General features: G+C 41.4%; 16 protein-coding genes. 4 read left to right on the top strand and 12 right to left on the bottom strand.

Features of this window, described 5'->3' with window-relative positions:
- Positions 1–327 precede the first annotated feature (327 nt).
- On the top strand, positions 328–2,010 hold the full coding sequence (locus ACE1CA_RS14780; RefSeq protein WP_413277490.1) for an IS1634 family transposase: 1,683 nt from the start codon (positions 328–330) through the stop codon (positions 2,008–2,010).
- A 906-nt stretch (positions 2,011–2,916) separates the two neighbouring features.
- On the opposite strand, the gene ACE1CA_RS14775 is transcribed toward ACE1CA_RS14780, so the two are convergent.
- Positions 2,917–3,750 (bottom strand): Rpn family recombination-promoting nuclease/putative transposase, encoded by an 834-nt coding sequence (locus tag ACE1CA_RS14775; protein WP_486517891.1) that lies wholly within the window; start codon positions 3,748–3,750, stop codon positions 2,917–2,919.
- Positions 3,751–3,803: 53 nt separating this feature from the next.
- Between ACE1CA_RS14775 and ACE1CA_RS14770 the strand changes: the two genes are divergently transcribed.
- Together ACE1CA_RS14770 and ACE1CA_RS14765 are read left to right on the top strand one after the other, a co-directional pair.
- Complete coding sequence (locus ACE1CA_RS14770; RefSeq protein WP_486517889.1) at positions 3,804–4,187, top strand: hypothetical protein; 384 nt, start codon at positions 3,804–3,806, stop codon at positions 4,185–4,187.
- Entirely contained in the window at positions 4,184–5,809 is a 1,626-nt protein-coding gene (locus ACE1CA_RS14765) for a serine hydrolase domain-containing protein (protein ID WP_413275534.1), read from the top strand. Before ACE1CA_RS14770 ends, ACE1CA_RS14765 begins: the two co-directional genes overlap by 4 nt.
- Here the strand turns inward: ACE1CA_RS14765 and ACE1CA_RS14760 are convergent.
- The 9 genes from ACE1CA_RS14760 to ACE1CA_RS14720 form a co-directional block, all read right to left on the bottom strand.
- Entirely contained in the window at positions 5,782–5,913 is a 132-nt protein-coding gene (locus ACE1CA_RS14760) for a hypothetical protein (protein WP_413275535.1), read from the bottom strand. The genes ACE1CA_RS14765 and ACE1CA_RS14760 overlap by 28 nt on opposite strands.
- Positions 5,914–5,966: 53 nt before the next feature.
- On the bottom strand, positions 5,967–7,154 hold the full coding sequence (locus ACE1CA_RS14755; RefSeq protein WP_413275536.1) for an MFS transporter: 1,188 nt from the start codon (positions 7,152–7,154) through the stop codon (positions 5,967–5,969).
- 17 nt (positions 7,155–7,171) lie between these two features.
- The gene (locus ACE1CA_RS14750) at positions 7,172–9,766 is read right to left on the bottom strand and encodes a TonB-dependent receptor domain-containing protein (RefSeq protein WP_459563544.1); all 2,595 of its coding nucleotides are present in this window, start codon (positions 9,764–9,766) and stop codon (positions 7,172–7,174) included.
- 151 nt (positions 9,767–9,917) lie between these two features.
- A complete protein-coding gene (locus ACE1CA_RS14745) occupies positions 9,918–10,274 on the bottom strand; it encodes a hypothetical protein (protein ID WP_413275538.1) in 357 nt (118 codons plus the stop codon).
- A gap of 37 nt (positions 10,275–10,311) precedes the next feature.
- A complete protein-coding gene (locus ACE1CA_RS14740; protein WP_413275539.1) occupies positions 10,312–10,479 on the bottom strand; it encodes a hypothetical protein in 168 nt (55 codons plus the stop codon).
- 483 nt (positions 10,480–10,962) lie between these two features.
- A complete protein-coding gene (locus ACE1CA_RS14735; protein ID WP_413275540.1) occupies positions 10,963–14,061 on the bottom strand; it encodes a PAS domain-containing protein in 3,099 nt (1,032 codons plus the stop codon).
- A 97-nt stretch (positions 14,062–14,158) separates the two neighbouring features.
- A complete protein-coding gene (locus tag ACE1CA_RS14730; RefSeq protein ID WP_413281344.1) occupies positions 14,159–16,012 on the bottom strand; it encodes an AAA family ATPase in 1,854 nt (617 codons plus the stop codon).
- Positions 16,013–16,051: 39 nt separating this feature from the next.
- Positions 16,052–17,953 carry an ArsA family ATPase gene (locus ACE1CA_RS14725; protein ID WP_413281343.1) on the bottom strand — a complete coding sequence of 634 codons (1,902 nt, stop codon included), beginning with the start codon at positions 17,951–17,953 and terminating at the stop codon, positions 16,052–16,054.
- 10 nt (positions 17,954–17,963) lie between these two features.
- Positions 17,964–18,647: a GvpL/GvpF family gas vesicle protein gene (locus ACE1CA_RS14720; RefSeq protein ID WP_459563715.1), complete on the bottom strand. Its 684-nt coding sequence runs from the start codon at positions 18,645–18,647 to the stop codon at positions 17,964–17,966.
- A gap of 96 nt (positions 18,648–18,743) precedes the next feature.
- Here ACE1CA_RS14720 and ACE1CA_RS14715 point away from each other — a divergent pair, with 96 nt between their 5' ends.
- Positions 18,744–19,061, top strand: a complete 318-nt coding sequence (locus tag ACE1CA_RS14715; RefSeq protein WP_413281341.1) for a hypothetical protein — start codon at positions 18,744–18,746, stop codon at positions 19,059–19,061.
- 76 nt (positions 19,062–19,137) lie between these two features.
- Here ACE1CA_RS14715 and ACE1CA_RS14710 read toward each other — a convergent pair whose 3' ends face one another.
- Both ACE1CA_RS14710 and gvpF read right to left on the bottom strand, forming a co-directional pair.
- Positions 19,138–19,389 carry a gas vesicle protein GvpG gene (locus ACE1CA_RS14710; RefSeq protein WP_413281340.1) on the bottom strand — a complete coding sequence of 84 codons (252 nt, stop codon included), beginning with the start codon at positions 19,387–19,389 and terminating at the stop codon, positions 19,138–19,140.
- Positions 19,390–19,403: 14 nt separating this feature from the next.
- Positions 19,404–20,138, bottom strand: coding sequence for a gas vesicle protein GvpF (gvpF, locus tag ACE1CA_RS14705; protein ID WP_413281339.1), 735 nt, complete (start codon positions 20,136–20,138; stop codon positions 19,404–19,406).
- Positions 20,139–20,145: the final 7 nt, after the last annotated feature.

The following is a 20,145-nucleotide window of genomic DNA, read 5'->3' as shown; positions in this document are numbered from 1 at the left end:
AATTTTTGTGACACTTTTTGAGCAAAACATCCCTATACTATGTTGACAATATAGATAATTTAGTTACTAAAGAAGCCATTGCTACCTTATTACCCACATTCCGCACCCAAAACTGTCACACGGAGTCCCAAAGCCAGAAGAAGTAAGTTGGCACTAATACTCTGAGTAAAAATGCTTAAAGATTTCTGTCATTTAGTCCCGTAGAGTGAGATGGCGATGGTTCCATCGCCGATGGAAAAATTTACTATTTTTAGCCTCCCTTTCTGGGGTTAAAAATAATTAACCAGCATGGTAAAAATAAAGCAGTTTTCTTTTTCAAAGAAGCAGATGAATAATCCATTAGAGATAGAGACGACCATAGAAGACCTCGACCATCTAGGGCTAGTAGCCGGGTTAATTGATGAAATAGGAATAGTAGAGAAAATCAACGAAATAGTGGGAGAACAACCAGGAGAAATAGTCAGTCCAGGTCAAGTAGTAAAGGCGATGTTGCTCAATGGACTGGGATTAGTATCAGCACCATTATATTTATTTTCTAAGTTTTTTTCAGGAAAAGCAACTGAACATTTAATCGGCGAAGGAGTAAGACCAGAACATCTTAATGATTACCGATTAGGAAGAGTTTTAGATAAATTATACGTCGCTGGAACCAGTCTAATTTTCGCCATAATTGCCTTAGCTGCTGCCAAAAAGTTTCAGGTAAACCTGGAAACAGGACATTTAGATTCCTCTTCATTTCATCTGCATGGAGAATATAAATTATTATCGCCAGTATGCCATGTTTCTTCAGCAGAAATAGACCCAGATAACTCTGACAAATCAAATACCAATCAGGAAACCACACCTGTACCAATAAAAATTACTTACGGCTACTCGCGTGACCATCGTCCTGACTTAAAACAATTTATGGTAGACCTAATTTGTAGTGGGGATGGCGATGTCCCATTATTTTTCCGAGTCGGGGACGGTAATGAATCAGATTCAGCTGTATTTGCTCAAATTATGCAAGAGTTTAAACAGCAATTCAATCTGGATACTTTAATGGTAGCTGATAGTGCATTATATACCGCACCTAATTTAGAAATGCTGACCAATATTAAATGGTTAAGCCGAGTACCAAAAAGCTTGAAACAAGCGCAGCAGTTAGTATCTCAACTAAAACTAACAGATTTTACTCCGAGTTGTTTGGTGGGTTATACTTGGTCAGAACATCACAGTAATTATGGCGGAGTAGCGCAAAGATGGTTAGTGGTAGAAAGCGATTCTCGTCGGGAATCTGACCAAAGGAAGTTAACCAAAAATATAGTCAAAAATAAACAAGAATCTGAGCGAAAGTTGCGAGATTTATCAACTATTCTATTTGCTTGTGAAGCTGATGCAATATCGGCAGCTAAACGGTTAGATAAACAATTAAAATATTACAGCTTAACCGTCATTAAAGTTGTTCCATTTACTACCAAAGTCAGAACTAATTCTAGTGATGATACTAACAGTCTAACCCCGAAATTTAAAGTCACAGCACAACTAGAACTAAATAGTAGTGTAGTCCACCAAGAAACTCTAGCTTGCGGCAGATTTATTCTGGCGACTAATGTCATGGATGTTAGTCAGCTAAGTCCTGACGAAATGATTATTAAATATAAGGAACAACAGTCTGCAGAAAGGGGTTTTGGTTTTCTGAAAGACCCATTGTTTTTTACTGACAGTGTATTTCTCAAATCTCCTGAACGGATTGAGGCTTTAGCTTTGGTCATGGGATTATGTTTGTTGGTCTATACTTTGGGGCAAAGATTACTTCGACAAAGCTTGAAACAGACTAATTCTACTGTAAATAATCAGTTAGGTAAGCCGACAAATCGCCCGACTTTACGATGGATTTTTCAATGCTTTCAATCTATTCATTGTTGCTCTCAGAGAGGTCTTAAATACATCTCTAATTTAACTGACGAGCGACTTCATATTTTGAGTTTTTTCCCTCAACCATGTCGTTCTTATTACTTATTAATTTAACTAGGATTCTACTCGTGATTAATTAATTGACTAATTTACCTCCAATTCATTGATGAGCCACAGCTTTTGTTTAGGATATTGGCGGTGATATTCTGCTGCATTCATTGCTGAATTTATGCTCAACAATTACTCCTTTTTCGGCTCATTCTTGATGTTATTACTCCCTGATTCCATTTTTTCGGTTATTAGCTTGACTTTCATTGTGTTTCCACAAAGCCATTCCTCCCTTCATCCCCCTTGTGACAGTTGAGGGTGCGGAATGTGGGTTATTAGCTGCTACCGATCGCTTGCAGGATTATGCGATCGCAGACTTTTGGACACCAGAAGATTGCGACCAATTTTAAACATCTGTAACAGCTAAAAAATACTATTTATTACTTCTTTTTTTTAGAAATAATTATTGACAATTTTCGTTTATAGCTTATATAGTAGGAAACTCAATATAAACCTACGTCTAACTAATTTTCTTTGTTTTTCATTTATGCCCAATTCACAATACAGCTATGCGTCTCTATCACCTTTATCTTCATCAGCGTTCAATGACATCAAGTTAGCTTCACCATTTATCTGGACTTGGGGCAAATTTGCCACTAGTTCTTACTATTTATCAGATCGGACTTACGCTTTGACTTATCGACAAATGGCAGTGAAAGTTAAGCTGCAAAAAGAAACTGCGGAAAACTTTATTAAACACGCAGGTCTAACTACAATAAAGGTGCAAATTAACCAACACTTTGCGGGAATTGTTTGCCCTTTAACTGCCGTTGCTGCTTACTGGAAATATGTGGATTTAGCAGGCATAGGAAACACAAATATAGCCCGTGCTGGATGGATGGCGATCTTGTTTTCCTTCTGGGAAAATTCTTTGATAAACAACCGATTGCCGCATAATCATTCATCCTACATCTATTCACGAGGATATCCTAACCAAGCTTCTAAATCTGCTAACTCAGAAAATTCAAATAAATCTTCTGCTAAATCCTCTAACTGTTGGGTTGACAAACCTTCAATTCGGTTCACAATTATTTCAGGTAATTCCCCAAAAACATATCTCAATAGACGCAATACAATAGAAAGTGCTTCTTCCTTTTTACCTTCTTGTTTTCCTTCTTGTAAAATTCTTTGATAAACAACCGATTGACGCATAATATCCTCCCGAAAAAATTGACTGATTATATCATTATTCAACCGCAAACCAGCTAAAATACTTGTACAGGTAGCAATACCTTGTTGCTGTTCGCTATCTTCGATTCTATCAACCCTTTGAGCAACCTGTTCCAGCAAACTTTCCGGGTCATCACTCCTCGCCAATACCGCCAAAGGTAACAAACCAGGATTATCTAAAAATATAGCCGGGTCTTGTTCCCATAAACGAATTACCCCATAGCGGTGAGTTGTAGTTCTATCTTGATACTCTGTGGTAAAAACAATCTCGTTAGAAGTCTGCTGCAAAAAGATAACGAACTGTTCTATATCTCGACGATATTTTCGTTTCAATCTCACCGAATAATCTAACATTCGGAAAGGAATAGGCGGTTGAGAATAAGCATCAGTTTCAAATTCTAAATGTAAAATTCGGTTAGCTACTCGCAAAAAGCTAACTGAATCCGCACGAATTGGTTCTACATCCAGTTCAGTTTTTAATACTCTGATTCTAGTCGCTTCTATTCCTAAAAGCCAGCGAATAAAATCACCCGGAAACCTTTCTGCTAAATATTTACAAGCGTTATCGTAACTCATTTTATTTTTCTTTGTAGTACACTTATACTATAATGATTATTGTTGAGTAAAATATGACTCAATTACAGATGTCTAACCCTAACTTGCATTCCCTACTTCTCCAGTGGACAACTCTTGAACCTCAACGTTGTCGCCAACAAGATGATACACACTTTCAGATACAGTATTTGGGTTATTGGCTAACCATTACTGACCAACCTGTTAGTCACGGAAATATTATTGCAGCTGTACTGGCTGGTTGCCAAGAAAATCAAATTTACTGCACAATTGACTACACCCCACGCTATGAAAATATAGCAGCTACCATAGAAGTTGGTTGTATTCCCAAGATGTTTCGCTACCGAGACGGCGATGAGGTAATCTCATCCATTCCCACGCTATTGCTAATGGAATATTTATCAAGATTAGAAAGAAGGAATGATAATACAAACGAATGAATAAGTTTCACAAAGCACTTCATCAACTCGACCATTTCATTGGTCAAAAAATGCAGGAGTATCATACTCCAGGTCTAGCTATTGCAATTACAGATCGAGAACAATTGTTGCATATTTGCACTTACGGTAAAGCCGACATTACCGCCGATATTCCTGTCACCACCGAAACTTTATTTCCTATTGCCTCAATTAGTAAATCTTTCACTAGCATTGCCTTACTTCAACTTTACCAAGCTGGACAATTAGACTTACACGCACCCGTCACTCAATACCTACCTTGGTTTGGAGTAAAATCTATCTACAAACCGATTACTATTCATCATTTACTTTCCCATACTGCGGGTATTATTACTGGTAGAGACTTTACGCCTAATTCTCATTATGAAGTTGTCGCTTTAGCACAAAGTTCAGCTACTTCACCACCGGGAGAATATTTTCATTATTCTAATGTTGGTTATAAAGCTCTTGGTTGTGTTTTAGAACATTTAATCAGTCAAAGTTACGCAGAGATTTTGCGCCAACGTATTCTTCAACCTTTAGGTATGATTAATACCGAACCTGCGATTACCAATGCTATAAGAAACCGATTAGCTGTTGGTTATCAACGCTTTTATGATGACCGTCCTTACTCGCAAAATTACCCTCTTGTACCAGCACCTTGGTTGGAATATGGTGCTGCTGATGGTAGTATTGCTTCTACACCTTTGGATATGGCAATTTACCTGCGCTTTTTATTAAATAAAGGACGTACATCGTCAAGGCAAATTATTTCGGAAAATAGTTTTAATTTGATGGTTCAGCCAGTAATTAAAGTTAATCAAACTGAAGAAGTTTTTTATGGATATGGTTTAGCGATCGAGAAATCTAATAACCACAATTACATCCTTCATCATGGGGGAACGATCGGTCATCTTTCCAATATTACATTTGATTTGGATAATGGACTGGGAGTTGTTGTCTTGTGCAACAGACCAGGGAATCCTGGGGAAATATCTAGAGTAGCACTCCAGTTGATTACAGCTGAACTTTCAGGTCAAGAATTACCTTCATTACCTGCAATTAATCATCCGACAGTCATTGAGAATGCTAATGATTATGCAGGTACTTACTTGGGAGATAACAAACAACTTACTTTTATTGTCCAAAATCAACATTTAATTTTAGAATACCAGGATACGCAAATTATTTTAGAACGGCGTTATGGGGATAGTTTTTATGTTAATCATACCGAATTTGCGCTTTTTCTTTTAACTTTTAAGCGGTCGGATAATCAAGTAGTAGAAGTGTTTTATGGAGAGCAATGGTATGCGATCGCTCGCTACACCCAAACCAAAACATTTGACTATCCTCCTCAATGGTTAGCTTATACAGGACATTACCGTTCTCATAATCCCTGGTACTCCAATTTTTGGATTATTTTACGTCAAGATAAGTTGTGGATAATCTACCCAGTTTGGGGAGATGGAGAAGTATTAGTACCGCAAGGAAATGGTGTTTTCCGAATTGGAGAAGATGAGCGGTCGCCAGAAAGAATCAAATTTGATAGTATGATTAGCGATCGCGCATTACGTGCTACTATTTCCGGTTGTGATTACTATCGGACTTTTTCTTCTAATAGCTGATTTTTGGCAACTTGATTTGGCAACTGAAGTTGTTGATTCCAAGTTGATTCTGAAGGGAAAACTCTAGAAGAATTAGGCAACAATTTTACCATTTCATAACCCATTTGCTTTTCCTTGACTGCAACTCTCCCAGGATTGGCAAGAAACCCAATTAAAATTAGTGACTGTCTTTGTATACTTTGGGAATCAACAGCATACTTGATAAACTCACAACGGCACCGATGATTAACGTGAGTGTATATCCGATCGCATCAGCCACCATTCCACCCAGAACTGTAGTAGCAACCACACCCACAAACGCGACTGAAATTTGAGTTGTATAATCAGTACCTGCGGTAGTAGGATTGCTGCGATCCATCATCGCGGTGAGAAGGGCGGTGTATGCCATACTTTGTAACCCACTCACGAGAATGCACACCGCGTAGAGGATCGACGGACTCGCAACACCAGCAGCAGGTAAGATGTACAACAGCGCAGCAACGTTGGCAATAACGCCAAAGGTAATGAGCGAACGCTTACGCCCCCACTGTCCGATCAGCACTCCTGCCATCAACGCAGCGATAATTCTAGAAACGTAGCTGACTACACCCAGTAACCAACCAATGTCAGATAAAGACAAGCCGCGATCGACTAACAGGGGACGAATTAACGTACCCGAAACATTTTCGCTAATCATATACAGCAGCACCACCAGTAGCCATAACCCCATCTTTGGACGAGAGAAGAAGCGAATAAACGGCTGAAGGTAGGATTTGAGAGTGGTAGATTTGGCGACTGAAATTAGATGTTCTTGATGAAACAGGATGGGGACTAAACACAGCAGCAAGGCGATCGCCATTGTCAGCAGCGTAGTCCGAAATCCGGCTTTCTCTAGTAAAATCAAAGCTGCACCACCACCAATAATAGCTCCCAAAAAATTGCCACTCGCTTGAATCGCGTTGCCAATCCCACGCTCTTGAGGTAGAAGTAAGTTAACCGCTAAAGCATCCGTAGCAATATCCTGGCTGGAAGAAAATAAGAAAGCTAAAAACATACAGACAAGTAATCCGGTAATATTTGTCTGCACATCCAGAAAAGCTGTCACCAGCAGCGTAACGATCGACAAACTTTGAAAACCAATAATCCAACCCCGATAATGTCCTAACCCAGGCAGGCGGTAGCGATCGACCAGCGGCGACCAGAGAAACTTCAAGGCAGACGGAACGATCAGGAAACCCAAAAAGCCGATCGCGCCGAGTGACATATTCTGTTGTCGCATCAACACCGGAACAGTCTGGATAAAAAACGTGGTTGGAATGTACTGGGAGATATAAAGGCTGGCAAGCAGAATTAATTTCGTTTTCATAAAAATAGCCAGTTTTCCTAGAAATTTGCCCGAACTTGAAAACCATAAGTAACTGGTTCACCAAATCCTGCTGTTACATTGGGCGGTGGGAATTGGAATCCAGAAGTAATGTAGCGAGTATCGAATAAATTGTTAGCAAAGACATAAATACCATAATTGCGCCATTCATAACCTAGACGCAAATTGACGATCGCGAAAGGGTCTTGCTTCACCTGATTAGCATCATCAAAATACGTTGTGCCATAGCCCCGCAACTCGGCACGGGCAAAAATACCGATGGGACTGCGATACTGCAACGCTAAGTTGTAAGTAATATCTGGTGCAAAGGGAACGCGATTATCGCTGAAGTCGCTTCCTAGCAGGGGATTTTTGTACCTTGTGAATTGGCTATTTACGTAACCAAATCCAGCAGTAATATCCAATCCTTTTATCACTTTTGCGCCCAGTTCAAATTCCAGCCCAGTTGCACTCACATCAGCACTGGCAATATTTCTAAAGAAGCCAAATTCATCAACCAGCAACACTTGATAGCCGTTGACATCATTGTGAAACACAGACAAGTTTGCGATTAAGCGATCGCCAAACCAGGAAGATTTCACCCCAACTTCGTAAGTCCAAGTCTTTTCTTCCTGATAGCGCCGGATGTCTTCCGTATCGGCGCGATAGTTGAAACCACTCGGTCGGTAGCCTTTGGCGATCGTGGCATACGCCATTACATTCCGGCTAAAGCGGTATTGCAGCCCAAACCGAGGGATGACTTCACTGCTACTATCTTCTGTTTGAATTCTTGGATTTAAGACTGTCACGCTGTCTGCCGCTGCAAAAATGCGACGGCGATCCAGGTCATAATTAGATGTCTCATAGCGCAACCCAACAAATAAAGTCAGGGGTTCGATCGGCTTGTAGTCAATCTGTCCAAACACCGCATAAGTATTGCGATCCTGTTCGGCAATTACTCGATTCTGTCCGGCAGAAGGCAAGCCAAACCGGGCAGCGCCAAGAGCGGTATATTCAAAGGCATCATTGTCAACATTAAACCCTCTTCGCTCGTAATATCCACCGATTAACCACTTGAAGCGTTCGCATAGCGTGCGCGTAGCGCAATCGGCATTTGCAGGTGACTGAAATCGAATTTCTTGCGTCCATACTGTCGAGTTGAAGTCAATGACTGAGCGGGCAAGATCGAGCGGTGGAGCGAAACTATCACCCGCCAAAACTTCTTGATTGCTAAAGCGCCGTGCGGTAATCGAGGTAGCCCGAAAGCCAGTGCCATTGTAGCCAACTCTCAATGCTTGAGTATTGCTGTTGAGTCGAACGAATCCATCAACCGCTTTAAAGGTTTCAAAGGGATCGTCAGCATCCTGTCGGGTAAATACAGGATCGCCGTCGTTAGTGTTATTGACATAAGTGTTGAAGGAAACACTCCATTCCCGTGAGGGAGTCCACAACAGTTGTGCCCGTCCCAAGATTTGTTCGCGTTCGCCCACTGTGCGATCGAGGGTTTCATTTGAGAATACACCATCCCGTGCTTGATAGGCTCCGGCTAATCGAAATGCCAGTCGATCGCGAATAATCGCATTACTGTAAGAGAGTTGTGCTTCCCGGAAGTTATAGTTACCATAACCTCCTGCGATGCGAAGTTCTGGAAAATTGGTTGGCCCACGAGAAACAATGTTGACAACCCCAGCAGGGCTACTTCTGCCATACAAGGTACTCTGGGGGCCTCGCAGCACCTCAACTCGCTCCAAGTCCAGCAATCCCAAGTTTAAGAAAGCACCGAAATCAAAAGGGACATCATCAATGTAGAAGCCAGCACTATCTTGACTAACTAAAAAGTTAAAGTTGTTCAGACCACGAATGCTGTAGTAACTAAAGTCAGAGCCTCCAGCATTGGTTGGGAAAAAGCTGAAGTTGGGCGTGTTGTTAGCAATTTCTTGAAGCGAATTAATTTGGGCATCTTCCAAGGTTTGTTGAGGAATTACCGTTAGGCTAATGGGTACTTCTTGAGCAGGTTCAGGTCGTTTCTGTGCTGTTACAACGATTTCTATTTCTTCAGGCTGTGTCAGACTCAAAATCAACCCTTGTTGGCCCGAAACCACTTTACCCACTGGTGTTCCCTTGCTTCCAGTGACTATGACTCGCACGCTGTTAGGTGTAGCATTAGTCACATCGATTGAGGTAATGCCCTCAACAGGGTTTTCCTGACGAAATTCCTTGCCTTCTGGCAACTGCAACTGAGCGTTGGGAATGTCAACAATTAAGTTGTTTCCTTCTTTGGAGGTAGAACCTTGAAGTGCTTTACCTCCTACAGTTTCTAGGATGACATCAATGCCATTAGCTGTTGAATTGAGTCGCACACCCGTTATTTGAATTGGGGATGGGGAATCGAGAACGGGAGTTGAAGACTGAGACAGCCACTCTTTAATAGTGGTGGCTGGGCGATATGCTTCCGGCACGCTGTCGCGATCGATTTCGTTGGGTCGGGGAATTTGAGTTATGAAAGATTGAGAGTTAGAAGTATTGGGCTGCTTTAGTCTCTCTTGGCTCTCTTGTAACACATCAGCCTTGGCGGGGAAAGCTACAAAAACTGATACGGCAAAACTCAACCTCATCCAATGGTATAATTTGTGTTTGTTCACTCAAATTCCTCACACCCTTAATCGCAGACTGTATCCAGTACGCAGTCCTTGAAAATACTTACGTGAAGATACGTTAATTAACTGTTCGCGTCAAGCGACAAACTGTCAAACTTTTACAGCCTTCTTAAGTAGACATCGACATCAATTTAGATAAGAAATAAACGTTTTTACTGAGATCTTGCACCTGTCGAGCAAAGGTCGTGATTGTCCAAGGATACTGACGAAAGCCAAATCCTAATACTTGATTGACTAGCCAAACAGTCATTACTGTAGCTAAGGCGCGACGACGGGGAAGAGTCGATCCGGCGATCGCACCAAATCCCACCAAGGGAACGGTACAAGTATAGACAACATTACTTGCGGTTGCTAAAGCTAAGAGGAGGAAAAACCAAAATTGACTTTTTGCGATCGCTTTACATCCCCGAAACCAATCTTGAGTTAGATTTGGTTTTAATGTCAGATTCGATTCAATGTAACTCATACTATTGTCTCCTGTGAATTAATCAAAATTGCCAACTTTAACATTCCACCTTGACTGGTGGATAAAGATGATCTTTAATCGGTTGACCTTGTACCAAATGTTCTCGGACAATCCGATGGGCAAGATCGGGATTAACGCGGGTATACCAGGTGCGATCGCGTAGCGCGTGCGGCGACAGCTTTAAATAATAAAATTCTGCTGCCATTCAAATAAATTGCTATCAATAAGTCGATCGCTCCAATCATCGCAACTTCCTTGCCAAAGATCATTTGGAAATATCATGAATTTCCTCCTACATAATTCTTGTTGCTTCTCCCATAGAAAAATTACTCGGCTGTTTAGGAATACTGACAAATCCTATAGCCGTACAACTGATTGACAAAGCAAATCAGTAGCGCACTCAAAACTACTTGCTGGCGTTTTATTGTTCTGCAACTGCGGCAAACTGACTAGCAAAAATACCAGGCGATTAGAAATCGCAGCTACACAAACAAAGCCTGCCTAGATCTATTAGTCCGCGCAGGCGGACTTTGTTTGTATAGCCCCAGACTTCCAGTCTGAGGGGCAATTTGCTCGACAAGAAATAATATATTTTGGAGCGAAAAAAGCTTGTGTTAGACACGATTTCTATATCTATTTTGTGTTAACCTGCTGCCTTAACTCTTTCTCTCACTGCGTTGGTGATTAGTCAAAATGTAATGATAAAAGAAGTGCCATTAGTAAAATCAATCTCAAGTTTTCCACCCAGTTGTTCGGTGAGATTAACGACTAACTGCAATCCTAGTGATTGAATCTGTTCAATATCAAAATCAGGAGGTAATCCCACCCCATCGTCGCTGATTTTTAAATAAAGAGTGTTGTTATCCTGTTGCAAAAATGTAATACATATTTGCCCTTTTTGTCTACCAATAAATGCGTATTTGAGCGAGTTAGTCACGAGTTCATTAATGATTAAACCGCAAGGTATTGCGGTATCAATATCTAGCTTTAAATCATCTATTGTGATTCTTAAATCTATAAAATTGCCGGAAATATTGTAAGAACTGAATAAATTTTTGGTTAAATTAGAAATGTAATCGTCAGCATTGATTCTAGCTAAATCCAGAGAGTGATACAACTTTTCGTGGAGCAGTGCCATTGACCTTACGCGGTTGTAGCTTTCTGCGAATAAAGCGATAACTTCTTCATCTTTAATATAACTAGATTGCAGCTTGAGTAAGCTAGAAATTATTTGCAAATTGTTCTTAACTCGGTGATGGATTTCTTTGAGTAGTACTTCTTTCTCTTTCAGGGATGTCAAGAGTGCTTTTTCTGCCAGCTTCCGTTCGTTGATGTCGATAATTACCCCGGTCATGCGAATGGGAATTCCTGCTCGATCGCAAATCACATTACCCATACAAGCTATCCAATGAATAGTACCATCAGGCCAAATAATTCGAGTTTCAGAATTGTGAGGAATTTTGTTTAAAAGAGTCTGTTGGATACTTTGTCCGACAGCAGGACGATCTTCTGGATGGATACAGTTAATAAAAGCTTCTTGAGTGCCAGGAAAAGAACCAGGAGCCAAGCCAAAAATAGATTCAGTTCTGGGAGACCACTTAACCTGATTGGTTTGAAGATTCCAGTCCCAAGTTCCCATTAATGCTGCTTCTAAAGCAATAGTCAACTGGGTTTCTGTGTGGCAACGTTTGACTATTTCTTCTGCCAATCTTTCTACAGTTTGCTGTAATTCTTGGGTGCGCTCTTGAACTTTAATTTCTAATTCTTCATTGAGTTTTTGTAGTTTGACTTCAACTTGTTTTTGCTGGGTAATGTCGATGCAGGAGCCTATATAACCGAGAAGCTCACCGTTAGGAGTCAGGCGAGGTACACCTTTTTCTAAAATCCAACGATATTCTCCATCTCTACGGCGCAGACGATATTCTAAGGAAAACTGTTTTCTGGCTTTAATGGTATTGATGCGGCGATCGAGATATTGTTCCAGGTCAGCGGGTAGGATACTTTCTGTCCAACTTCCCTGAAGTTCTTGCGTTAGGGAGCGTCCAGTGAATTTCAGCCAAGTTTTGTTAAAAAACGTGGACTCTCCTTCAGCATCGGCTAACCAAATCAACACAGGGGCGCTGTCTGCCATCAAGCGAAATCTGGCTTCACTCTCACGCAGAAAAGTTTCCGCCTGGATGCGGTCTGCCAGTTCATGTTGTACCTGTTGATAAAGTTGTGCTTGCTGGATGGCGATCGCTACTTGGTCTGCCACTTGTTTGAGCAGTTCGGTTTCCGCAATCGACCATTGTCGGGAATCGGCGCAGTGATGGACAATCAGCAAGCCCCAAAGATGATCGTTCTGGATGATGGGAACGACTAAGTTAGCTCGGACATCAAAATGTCTTAAAAAATCGGCATGGCAGGATTGAATGCTACCATCGTCAATATCTGCGATCGCTCGGACTCGTCCCTGACGATAGGGTTCGATATAACTGGGAAAACAGGAATCGAAAATCAACTGTCCCTGAACACTTTGCCAACCATCACCTACAGATTCTTCTACCACCACACCCGAACCATCCGGCTCGACTTGAAATACGATTACCCGGTCGGTTTGCAGGAGATGCCGTACCTCCGCAACAGTGGTTGTGAGAATCTCATCCAAATTTAGAGATTGGCGAATTCGTTGGGTGACGATTCGGACAAGCCGTTCTCGCTCCGCTTGTTGGTGCAAGTTCCACTCAGCAGTTTTCCGCTCGGTAATGTCTTCTACAATACCAGTAACCCGGTAAACTTCGCCTTGGTCATCTTTCAGGGGAAAACTACCAGTACTCACCCAGCGGATTTCGCCATCTGGTCTGATAATGCGATATTCGCAGTAGTGAGGTTGCCCGGATTTCTGGGAGTCAAGCGCAGTTATCGCCCGCTTGCGGTCTTCTGGATGAACTGGATTGAAAAAAGCTCTGTTTTTACCTGCTACTGGGGAACTGTAACCCCAAATTTCTTTAAAGGTAGGACTGGCGTAAAGTAATTTGTCCTGTTGGGGGTCTCTGACGAAAAAACCTTGTTGAATATTTTCGGTTAACTGTTGGAATAATTCATTACTTTCCCTGAGTGCGAAATCCGCTTTTTGACGTTCTTGGAGTTCCGTTTGTGCTTGTTGGTAAAGTTCGGCTTGATGAATGGCGATCGCGCAATGGTCAGCAATACTCTTGACAAATTCCACTTCCTCTGCTGTCCAATCTCGTTCCTTTCGGCATTCACTTAAGTTAATTCCGCCAATAAAGTGTTGCTGGTAAATCAGTGGTACAATCATCAGCGCACGGATATTGCAGTTTTCTACAGCTTTGAGAATTTCCCTTGGTTCACTTGCCTCGATGCGAGGTAAAACCAGAGGTTCGCCACTCATCAACTGTGTTTGGTAATAACAATAAAAATCACACTGCAAACCAATTAAACAGTTTCCTTCAGAGGTAGACTCAGAAACATAGCGAATTTCCAACTGATTATCAGCATCTGGTCGAAAAATCAGGCAACGACTCACATTTAGTGCAGAATGTAGCTGATTAGCTGCAATTTGCAAAATTTCATCCAGAACCAGCGTTTCTCGCATCGCATGGACAATTTGATTCAGCAAAGCTGCTTGTATCTCTTGTCTCTCAACAGCAGCTTTGACTTCTTGAAGTTGAGAAGTGCTATGTTGCAACTGCTGTTCCAGTTCCGCAATACGCTGACGCAGCAGTTCAATTTCCTTGATTTTGAACTGGCAAACCGATTGGAAAGCCAGTTTTAGTCGTTTATACATTGGCAAGGATTCCAGCAAACATCACCATTCGATTTTTGGAAGTGGGATTTGAGAAAAGCTTTTCTCAAATCCCACTTCCGTTTATTAGCTGAGGGTGTCAAACCGGACGCTGTTCTACTAAAACTTGATAAGCGTAATTAAAATCATCACTTGTAATCCGAATAGCACTCGGGTCTGTCATCCCTTCACGACGATAGCGACGCACCGCTTCTAGAGCCGCCTGATTACATAGTAACGCCAAATCAGCACCATTCCACCCTGCTGTCGCTTCGGCCCAAGCCACCAAATCGACATCATCTAAAGGACGGTCTTGATTGTGTACTTGTAAAATTGCTAACCGACTGTTCTGGTCTGGTAAATCCACCTTTAACTGTAAATCCAATCTTCCCGCCCGCATTAAAGCTGGGTCTAAAGTATCGGGACGATTAGTAGCACCAATTACTAAGATAGTTGCCCCAACCTGCAATCCATCCAGTTCTGTAAGTAATTGTCCCACAACCCGATCGCTCACCCCAGAATCACCACTATAACGCCCCCGGGCTGGCGCTAAAGTATCGATTTCATCAATAAACACCACACAAGGCGCAGCTTGTCGGGCTTTAGTAAACAATTCTCGCACTGCTTGTTCGCTAGCACCCACCCACTTACTCAGTAATTCTGGCCCATTGACACAGATAAAATTCGCTCGCGCGTTCGTTGCAACTGCCTTCGCCAGTAAAGTTTTCCCAGTTCCCGGAGGTCCCCAGAGTAAAATCCCTTTCGGTGCTTGCGCTTTCGTTTGGGAATACAATTCGGGATGCAGCAGCGCCCCTTCTACTGATTCTTGTAAAGTTTGTTTGATATTTTCCAGTCCGCCAATGTCATCCCAAACAATATTAGGAGACTCAACTTCCACAGAACGCAGCACAGCAGGTTTAACTTCTTTAAGTGCTCTATCAAAGTCCGACTGGCAAACCGTCATCTGATCTGGAATGATCGACTCTATAGAAGGAACTTGACGGCGCAAAGCACTATAAGCTGCTTTTTGACAAACTGCTTTTAAATCAGACCCAACAAATCCGACCGCACTATCAGCAACTACTTCTAAGGATACGGACTCATCCAACGGCATGGAACGAGTGAGAATTTGCAAGATTTCCAAACGTCCATTGCGGTCAGGAACGCGAAATTGCACTTCGCGATCGAATCTTCCCGGACGACGCAACGCTGGGTCAAGATGATCTGGGCGATTAGTCGCCGCCAACACAATCACACCCTTAGTTTGAGCAAACCCATCCATTAAACTCAACAATTGGGCAACCAGTCGTTTCTCCACTTCCCCTTCCACCTTACTGCGGTCTGGGGCGAGACTATCAATTTCATCAATAAACACAATACACGGAGCATTTTTCGCCGCCTTCTCAAAGATTCCACGTAACCTTTGTTCCGCTTCTCCGTAATACTTACTAATGACTTCTGGCCCAACTAAGGCAATGTAATTAACTCCCAACTCTTCCGCCAGAGCACGGGCGGTCAGGGTTTTGCCAGTCCCCGGTGGGCCAACCAAAAGCACGCCCCTGGTTGGTTCCAATCCCAATTTAGCTAACAAATCAGGGCGTTTTAAAGGAATCGCAATCAGTTCTTTCAGTTCTTTGAGAACTTCACCTAACCCACCAATATCTTTCAAAGAAGCATCCTCCGGCGGACTCACTGAGTCTGACTCTCCACCAACATCGCCTGTACCGGAATCCGATGGTGGTTGGGTACGAATTCGACTTGTCCCAATATCGCTACCTGGATTCCCAGGACGGGGAATTCCACCAGGACGGGGAATCCCTCCTGAACGGGGAATATTACTCAACGGACGAGTATTAAACTGCATCTCCGTCTTAATTTCTCCCTTGTCAATTTTTTCTTCTAAGACTTTGGCTAATTCTACTAATTGTTCAAAGCCTTTGAATAAATCGCTCATAAAATTCCTCCTGATATTTACTCCACTGACTTGACTAACCTAAAATAGGAGATTGGCTGCTCCTTTAATTCGGTCTATTGGGGGAACAGACCGAGGTAAATTGGGTAAGCGAACAATAGTTTGTTCGGCAAACAATTGCGGATGAATTTCCACATCTGGGCTATAGCGGTTATGCACTACATAACGCTGTGAAATTCCCATTTTTTGTAAGGAAGCTGTGAGTCGCACTTGTTCAGCAATAATTGCTGTTTGCGCTTGCACAACCCCAATAAATTCTGTGTGTTGGGGGTCTTTTAATTTCTTCTGCGCTTGCATTACTTGCTGTCTTAAATTTCGCAACCGCCCCATTAAATCTACGCGACCTAACACATTTTGATATTTCATCCACAATTTGAAGATCCAAGCTAACCAATCTCCCAAGGCAGTTGGCATTTCTAAAAAGCGGAGTAGATGACCTGTTGGGGCAGTATCTAAAATAATTAAGTCTTGCTGTTTTTGATCTAACAAATCCATCACTGTTACCAAGGATAACATTTCATCAATACCGGGTAAAGCTTGGGCAACAATTTGTCGCCAAGCTTCTGGACTGTAAGCAAGTTTTATTGACCCTGATTCAGTTCGTTCACCACTAATCATTTCGGCTAATTCCCACAAATAATCATTGCGAAATTGTTCTAAAACGATGTCGGCATTCACTTCTTGACCGCTTAAGTTATGAGTTAATTGAGTTGGTTCGTGGTGCAATTTTTCGCCAAAGGCATCTCCTAAAGAATGGGCAGGGTCTATGGAAATCATCCGAATATTTTTCTCAGGATAGCGATTCGCTAATGCCCAACCGATAGCGGCGGCAACGGTGGTTTTTCCGACTCCACCTTTACCACCAATTAAAATTAATTGTCGTCCTTCGGCAATAAAATCATTAAAACTGGGGGGGATTTTTTGGGGCCATTCTATCGACGGCAGTGCGGCTAATTCTACGCGATCGATCTTCTGAATTTGATTGATAATATTATCTAAAGCTGTCCCTCCCAAAGGTTCTACTGCTTGTTGGGGAACCGTAAAAATCGGCTTGTGTCCCGCCAGTTTGAGAAATTTATCCAGTAAAATCTGTTGTTCGCTGTAGCGGTCTGAATCTAAATTGAATTCAGGTAAAATTCGGTTAATTAACAATCCACCACAAGGAATTTCTAAGGTTTGCAAACTGTCGATAAATCTAGCGGTTTCTAGGAGACTCATTGGTTCGGCGATCGCCACTACCAAACAAGTAGTACAATTCTTATCTTGGAGCAATTTCTTTCCTTCGGTTAACTCAGATTTCATCTGAATTAAAAAATTATCCACTTCATCTGCATTGTAACTTCCCTTAAAAGTTTGGGTAATCACCCGATGTTTTTCTTGGAACAATTCCAGAGATTTTAAAATCACATCTAAAAAATCTTTAATGCCCAATAAGTTTAGAGTATGACCGGAAGGAGCCATATCAACCACTACTCTATCCACCACTCTTTCTGTTAGCAAGCGTTGGATTTCTAACAAACCCATTAGTTCGTCTAACCCCGGCCATTCTAAATCCCAAACAGGTGTTAAATCTTCTCCTTCAACAAAACTACCCCGTTCAACTAACAATTCTAAAAACTTCCCATATTTAGCCTTAAAATCTAACAGTAATTTTCCCGCATTTAAGGCTCTAACACTCAAATTTGGTAAATCATCTAAAGGTAAAGCTTTATCTTCAACCTTCACTTGCAACACATCTCCCAAAGAATGAGCGGGGTCAGTGGATATCAATAATATTTGCTCATTGGGAAATAATTTAGCCCAACGTCTGGCAAACCCACAGGAAAGAGTAGTTTTTCCCACTCCACCTTTACCGCTGAACATCGCTAAGTGCAGCGAGTCGTATTGGTTTATTTGGTGATTTAAAAAGCTCTGAGTTGTCATAATTAATTGGTTAGATAAAGTGATAAGGAGGTAAAGCTTCACCTAGTTGTAATTCCCAACGGGGACAAGCTCTCTGCCAATTGCGAAACTGGGTTTTTAGTAAGTTTTCTTCAGTTTGATTGACTAAAAGAAAAATCCGTGCATCTTCACCCTGAGCGGGGAAAATAATTGCTGATTTATGGATATCGGTAATTAGATGAACGACATTCTCCCATTCTGCTGTTTGCAAGATGTAAAAATCTTGCTGGTTTTGGTAACGCTGTTTCTTGGCTAAAAAATACTGTTTTCCCCCGACTTCAGAAGGGATAGCTGGTTCCTCTAACTTTCGAGGTGTAAATTTTAAAATATATTCAGCTTTACCCTTTAGTTCGTGAATCTTTTCTAAATATTCATTTTGGTGAGCTTCTAAATGAAGCAGCAATTTTTCTTGAGAAACAAAAGATGTCCCGAAGCGTAAGGGTAAAATAGTTGTTTGACGGAAGATCTCACAAATAACGCGATCGTGGGATAAAACCGCTGAAATTAATTGTTGATCATCGTTTTGTAGCGATGACAAAGATACTTCCGCTTCCACTAAAGCTGAAATGTTACCACCATTAATTAGGAATACCTCACCCGCGATGCCTATGGGAATTTCTAGAGCAGCGGTAGGGGTTTTCAAAAAAGCATAACTATAGAAATTATACAGTTCCATCATCAGTAATCCGTATAAAATTGGAGGATTTATGTCAATTATCTTGGCAGCTAAGAATTAGTAGTTATAATATTATAAACCATCTCTAAAACAGTTATGTCAAATATTCGAGTTCGCGGAAATATTCGTCCTAAAATTAGCACCATGCCCCGCAATAATTCGCAGGCATCTAAACAGCTTGAGCTTTATAAGTTAGTGACAGAACAACAGCGTATCCAGCAAGAGTTAATCTTTATGGAACAGCGAGTTCAACAGTTGAAACAAAGGCTAATTGTCTTAGATAGCCAAAGAAACAGTACTGAAAAAGCGATTCAAGATTTACGTAATGTTGTGACTAATTCTCCGAAAAATCCCGGCAGTTCTGAACCTGTTGTCGAGGTAAGTAAATTTCAAACTTACTACTTGGAATACTAAATATGGAAGAAACCCGCTGTGGCGGGTTTCTTAATCCTAGCGGGAATAACAAAGTAGAGAACCAAGAGCTAAAGTTTTACTGATCTTCTAATTGTGCTGCCTCCTCTTCTAGAGTTTGAATCAAGCGTAATAATTCTTCTTCTTGAATTTCAAATTCCTCTTCGGAAATTTCACCAAGATCGAAAGCCAGTTGTAAAGCTAATAGCTGTTTGTGCAAATTTTCGGTAGCATCATATTCTGTATTAGCACGTTCTTGAATTTGCTGTCCTATCCATACTAGACCAGTAATCGGCCCCGTAATTGGAAATAGTAAAAGTTTCAGAGACATAACTCTGACTCCTGTTAAACAAGTTGCGCGAATGTATAAGGAGCGGTAAGATTGTTGTAGCGAATTCGCAAGCGATCGGCAAATTTTTGGTCAATAGCTTCGACGCGATCGCTAAATTCAGCTTCCCCATTCCAAGGAATCAAATAAGCCGCATTATAAATCATTCCTTCAGTCATTGGGTCATTTTCTACCACTTCCAAAGCCAAAGAATTTAACTCATCTCGGAAAGCTTGAATTACCTCTTGTTTGCGAACCGACAAACCATTTTCAATCATTTGACCAATATCAATCACCTCCTCCATACTCAAATTTTTACCTGACATTGCATCACGCTTTTGTTTCAATTCTTGATTTACAGAAAGTAGTGCTTGCAATTCGGAGTTCCCATCCCAAAAAATTTTCACACTAACTTCGCGCCTTCCAGCTAACTTAGCGAACAAATTTTTGAGCTTATCTTGATAGGGTTTAGTTAGTTGTTCTGTCACCGTTTCCCAAGTCTTAACTACCATGCCAAACCGCAAAGGTAAAAGCGTGCGGAACCCTTCATTCATTACTTCTTCTAAAACTTTTTCATGGCAAATTAAATTGCGTCGCGAAGCTAAATATTTTTCCTGTTTAGCTACCGAATACAAAAAGCTAAACCCCTCAATAAGTGCGCTATGTACTGGTTGTTTATCCATTCCTTCTAACGCTACTTCTGCGGGAAGAACTTCAGGAAAAATGCCGTATAAGTAAAGACCAAAATCCATAGTTTTT

It is taken from the genome of Floridaenema evergladense BLCC-F167 (assembly GCF_041929205.2).
Lineage (GTDB): Bacteria > Cyanobacteriota > Cyanobacteriia > Cyanobacteriales > Aerosakkonemataceae > Floridanema > Floridanema evergladense.
This window is presented reverse-complemented; position numbering and strand designations above follow the sequence as displayed.

Excerpts from the sequence above, each read along its gene's own strand:
- gvpF (WP_413281339.1), bottom strand. The coding sequence starts at position 20,138 with ATGGATTTTGGTCTTTACTTATACGGCATTTTTCCTGAAGTTCTTCCC.
- ACE1CA_RS14755 (WP_413275536.1), bottom strand. The coding sequence starts at position 7,154 with ATGAAAACGAAATTAATTCTGCTTGCCAGCCTTTATATCTCCCAGTAC.
- ACE1CA_RS14775 (WP_486517891.1), bottom strand. The coding sequence starts at position 3,750 with ATGAGTTACGATAACGCTTGTAAATATTTAGCAGAAAGGTTTCCGGGT.
- ACE1CA_RS14735 (WP_413275540.1), bottom strand. The coding sequence starts at position 14,061 with ATGTATAAACGACTAAAACTGGCTTTCCAATCGGTTTGCCAGTTCAAA.
- ACE1CA_RS14760 (WP_413275535.1), bottom strand. The coding sequence starts at position 5,913 with ATGGGTTATGAAATGGTAAAATTGTTGCCTAATTCTTCTAGAGTTTTC.
- ACE1CA_RS14715 (WP_413281341.1), top strand. The coding sequence starts at position 18,744 with ATGTCAAATATTCGAGTTCGCGGAAATATTCGTCCTAAAATTAGCACC.
- ACE1CA_RS14780 (WP_413277490.1), top strand. The coding sequence starts at position 328 with ATGAATAATCCATTAGAGATAGAGACGACCATAGAAGACCTCGACCAT.
- ACE1CA_RS14710 (WP_413281340.1), bottom strand. The coding sequence starts at position 19,389 with ATGTCTCTGAAACTTTTACTATTTCCAATTACGGGGCCGATTACTGGT.
- ACE1CA_RS14725 (WP_413281343.1), bottom strand. The coding sequence starts at position 17,953 with ATGACAACTCAGAGCTTTTTAAATCACCAAATAAACCAATACGACTCG.
- ACE1CA_RS14740 (WP_413275539.1), bottom strand. The coding sequence starts at position 10,479 with ATGGCAGCAGAATTTTATTATTTAAAGCTGTCGCCGCACGCGCTACGC.
- ACE1CA_RS14770 (WP_486517889.1), top strand. The coding sequence starts at position 3,804 with ATGACTCAATTACAGATGTCTAACCCTAACTTGCATTCCCTACTTCTC.
- ACE1CA_RS14730 (WP_413281344.1), bottom strand. The coding sequence starts at position 16,012 with ATGAGCGATTTATTCAAAGGCTTTGAACAATTAGTAGAATTAGCCAAA.
- ACE1CA_RS14745 (WP_413275538.1), bottom strand. The coding sequence starts at position 10,274 with ATGAGTTACATTGAATCGAATCTGACATTAAAACCAAATCTAACTCAA.
- ACE1CA_RS14720 (WP_459563715.1), bottom strand. The coding sequence starts at position 18,647 with ATGGAACTGTATAATTTCTATAGTTATGCTTTTTTGAAAACCCCTACC.
- ACE1CA_RS14750 (WP_459563544.1), bottom strand. The coding sequence starts at position 9,766 with ATGAGGTTGAGTTTTGCCGTATCAGTTTTTGTAGCTTTCCCCGCCAAG.
- ACE1CA_RS14765 (WP_413275534.1), top strand. The coding sequence starts at position 4,184 with ATGAATAAGTTTCACAAAGCACTTCATCAACTCGACCATTTCATTGGT.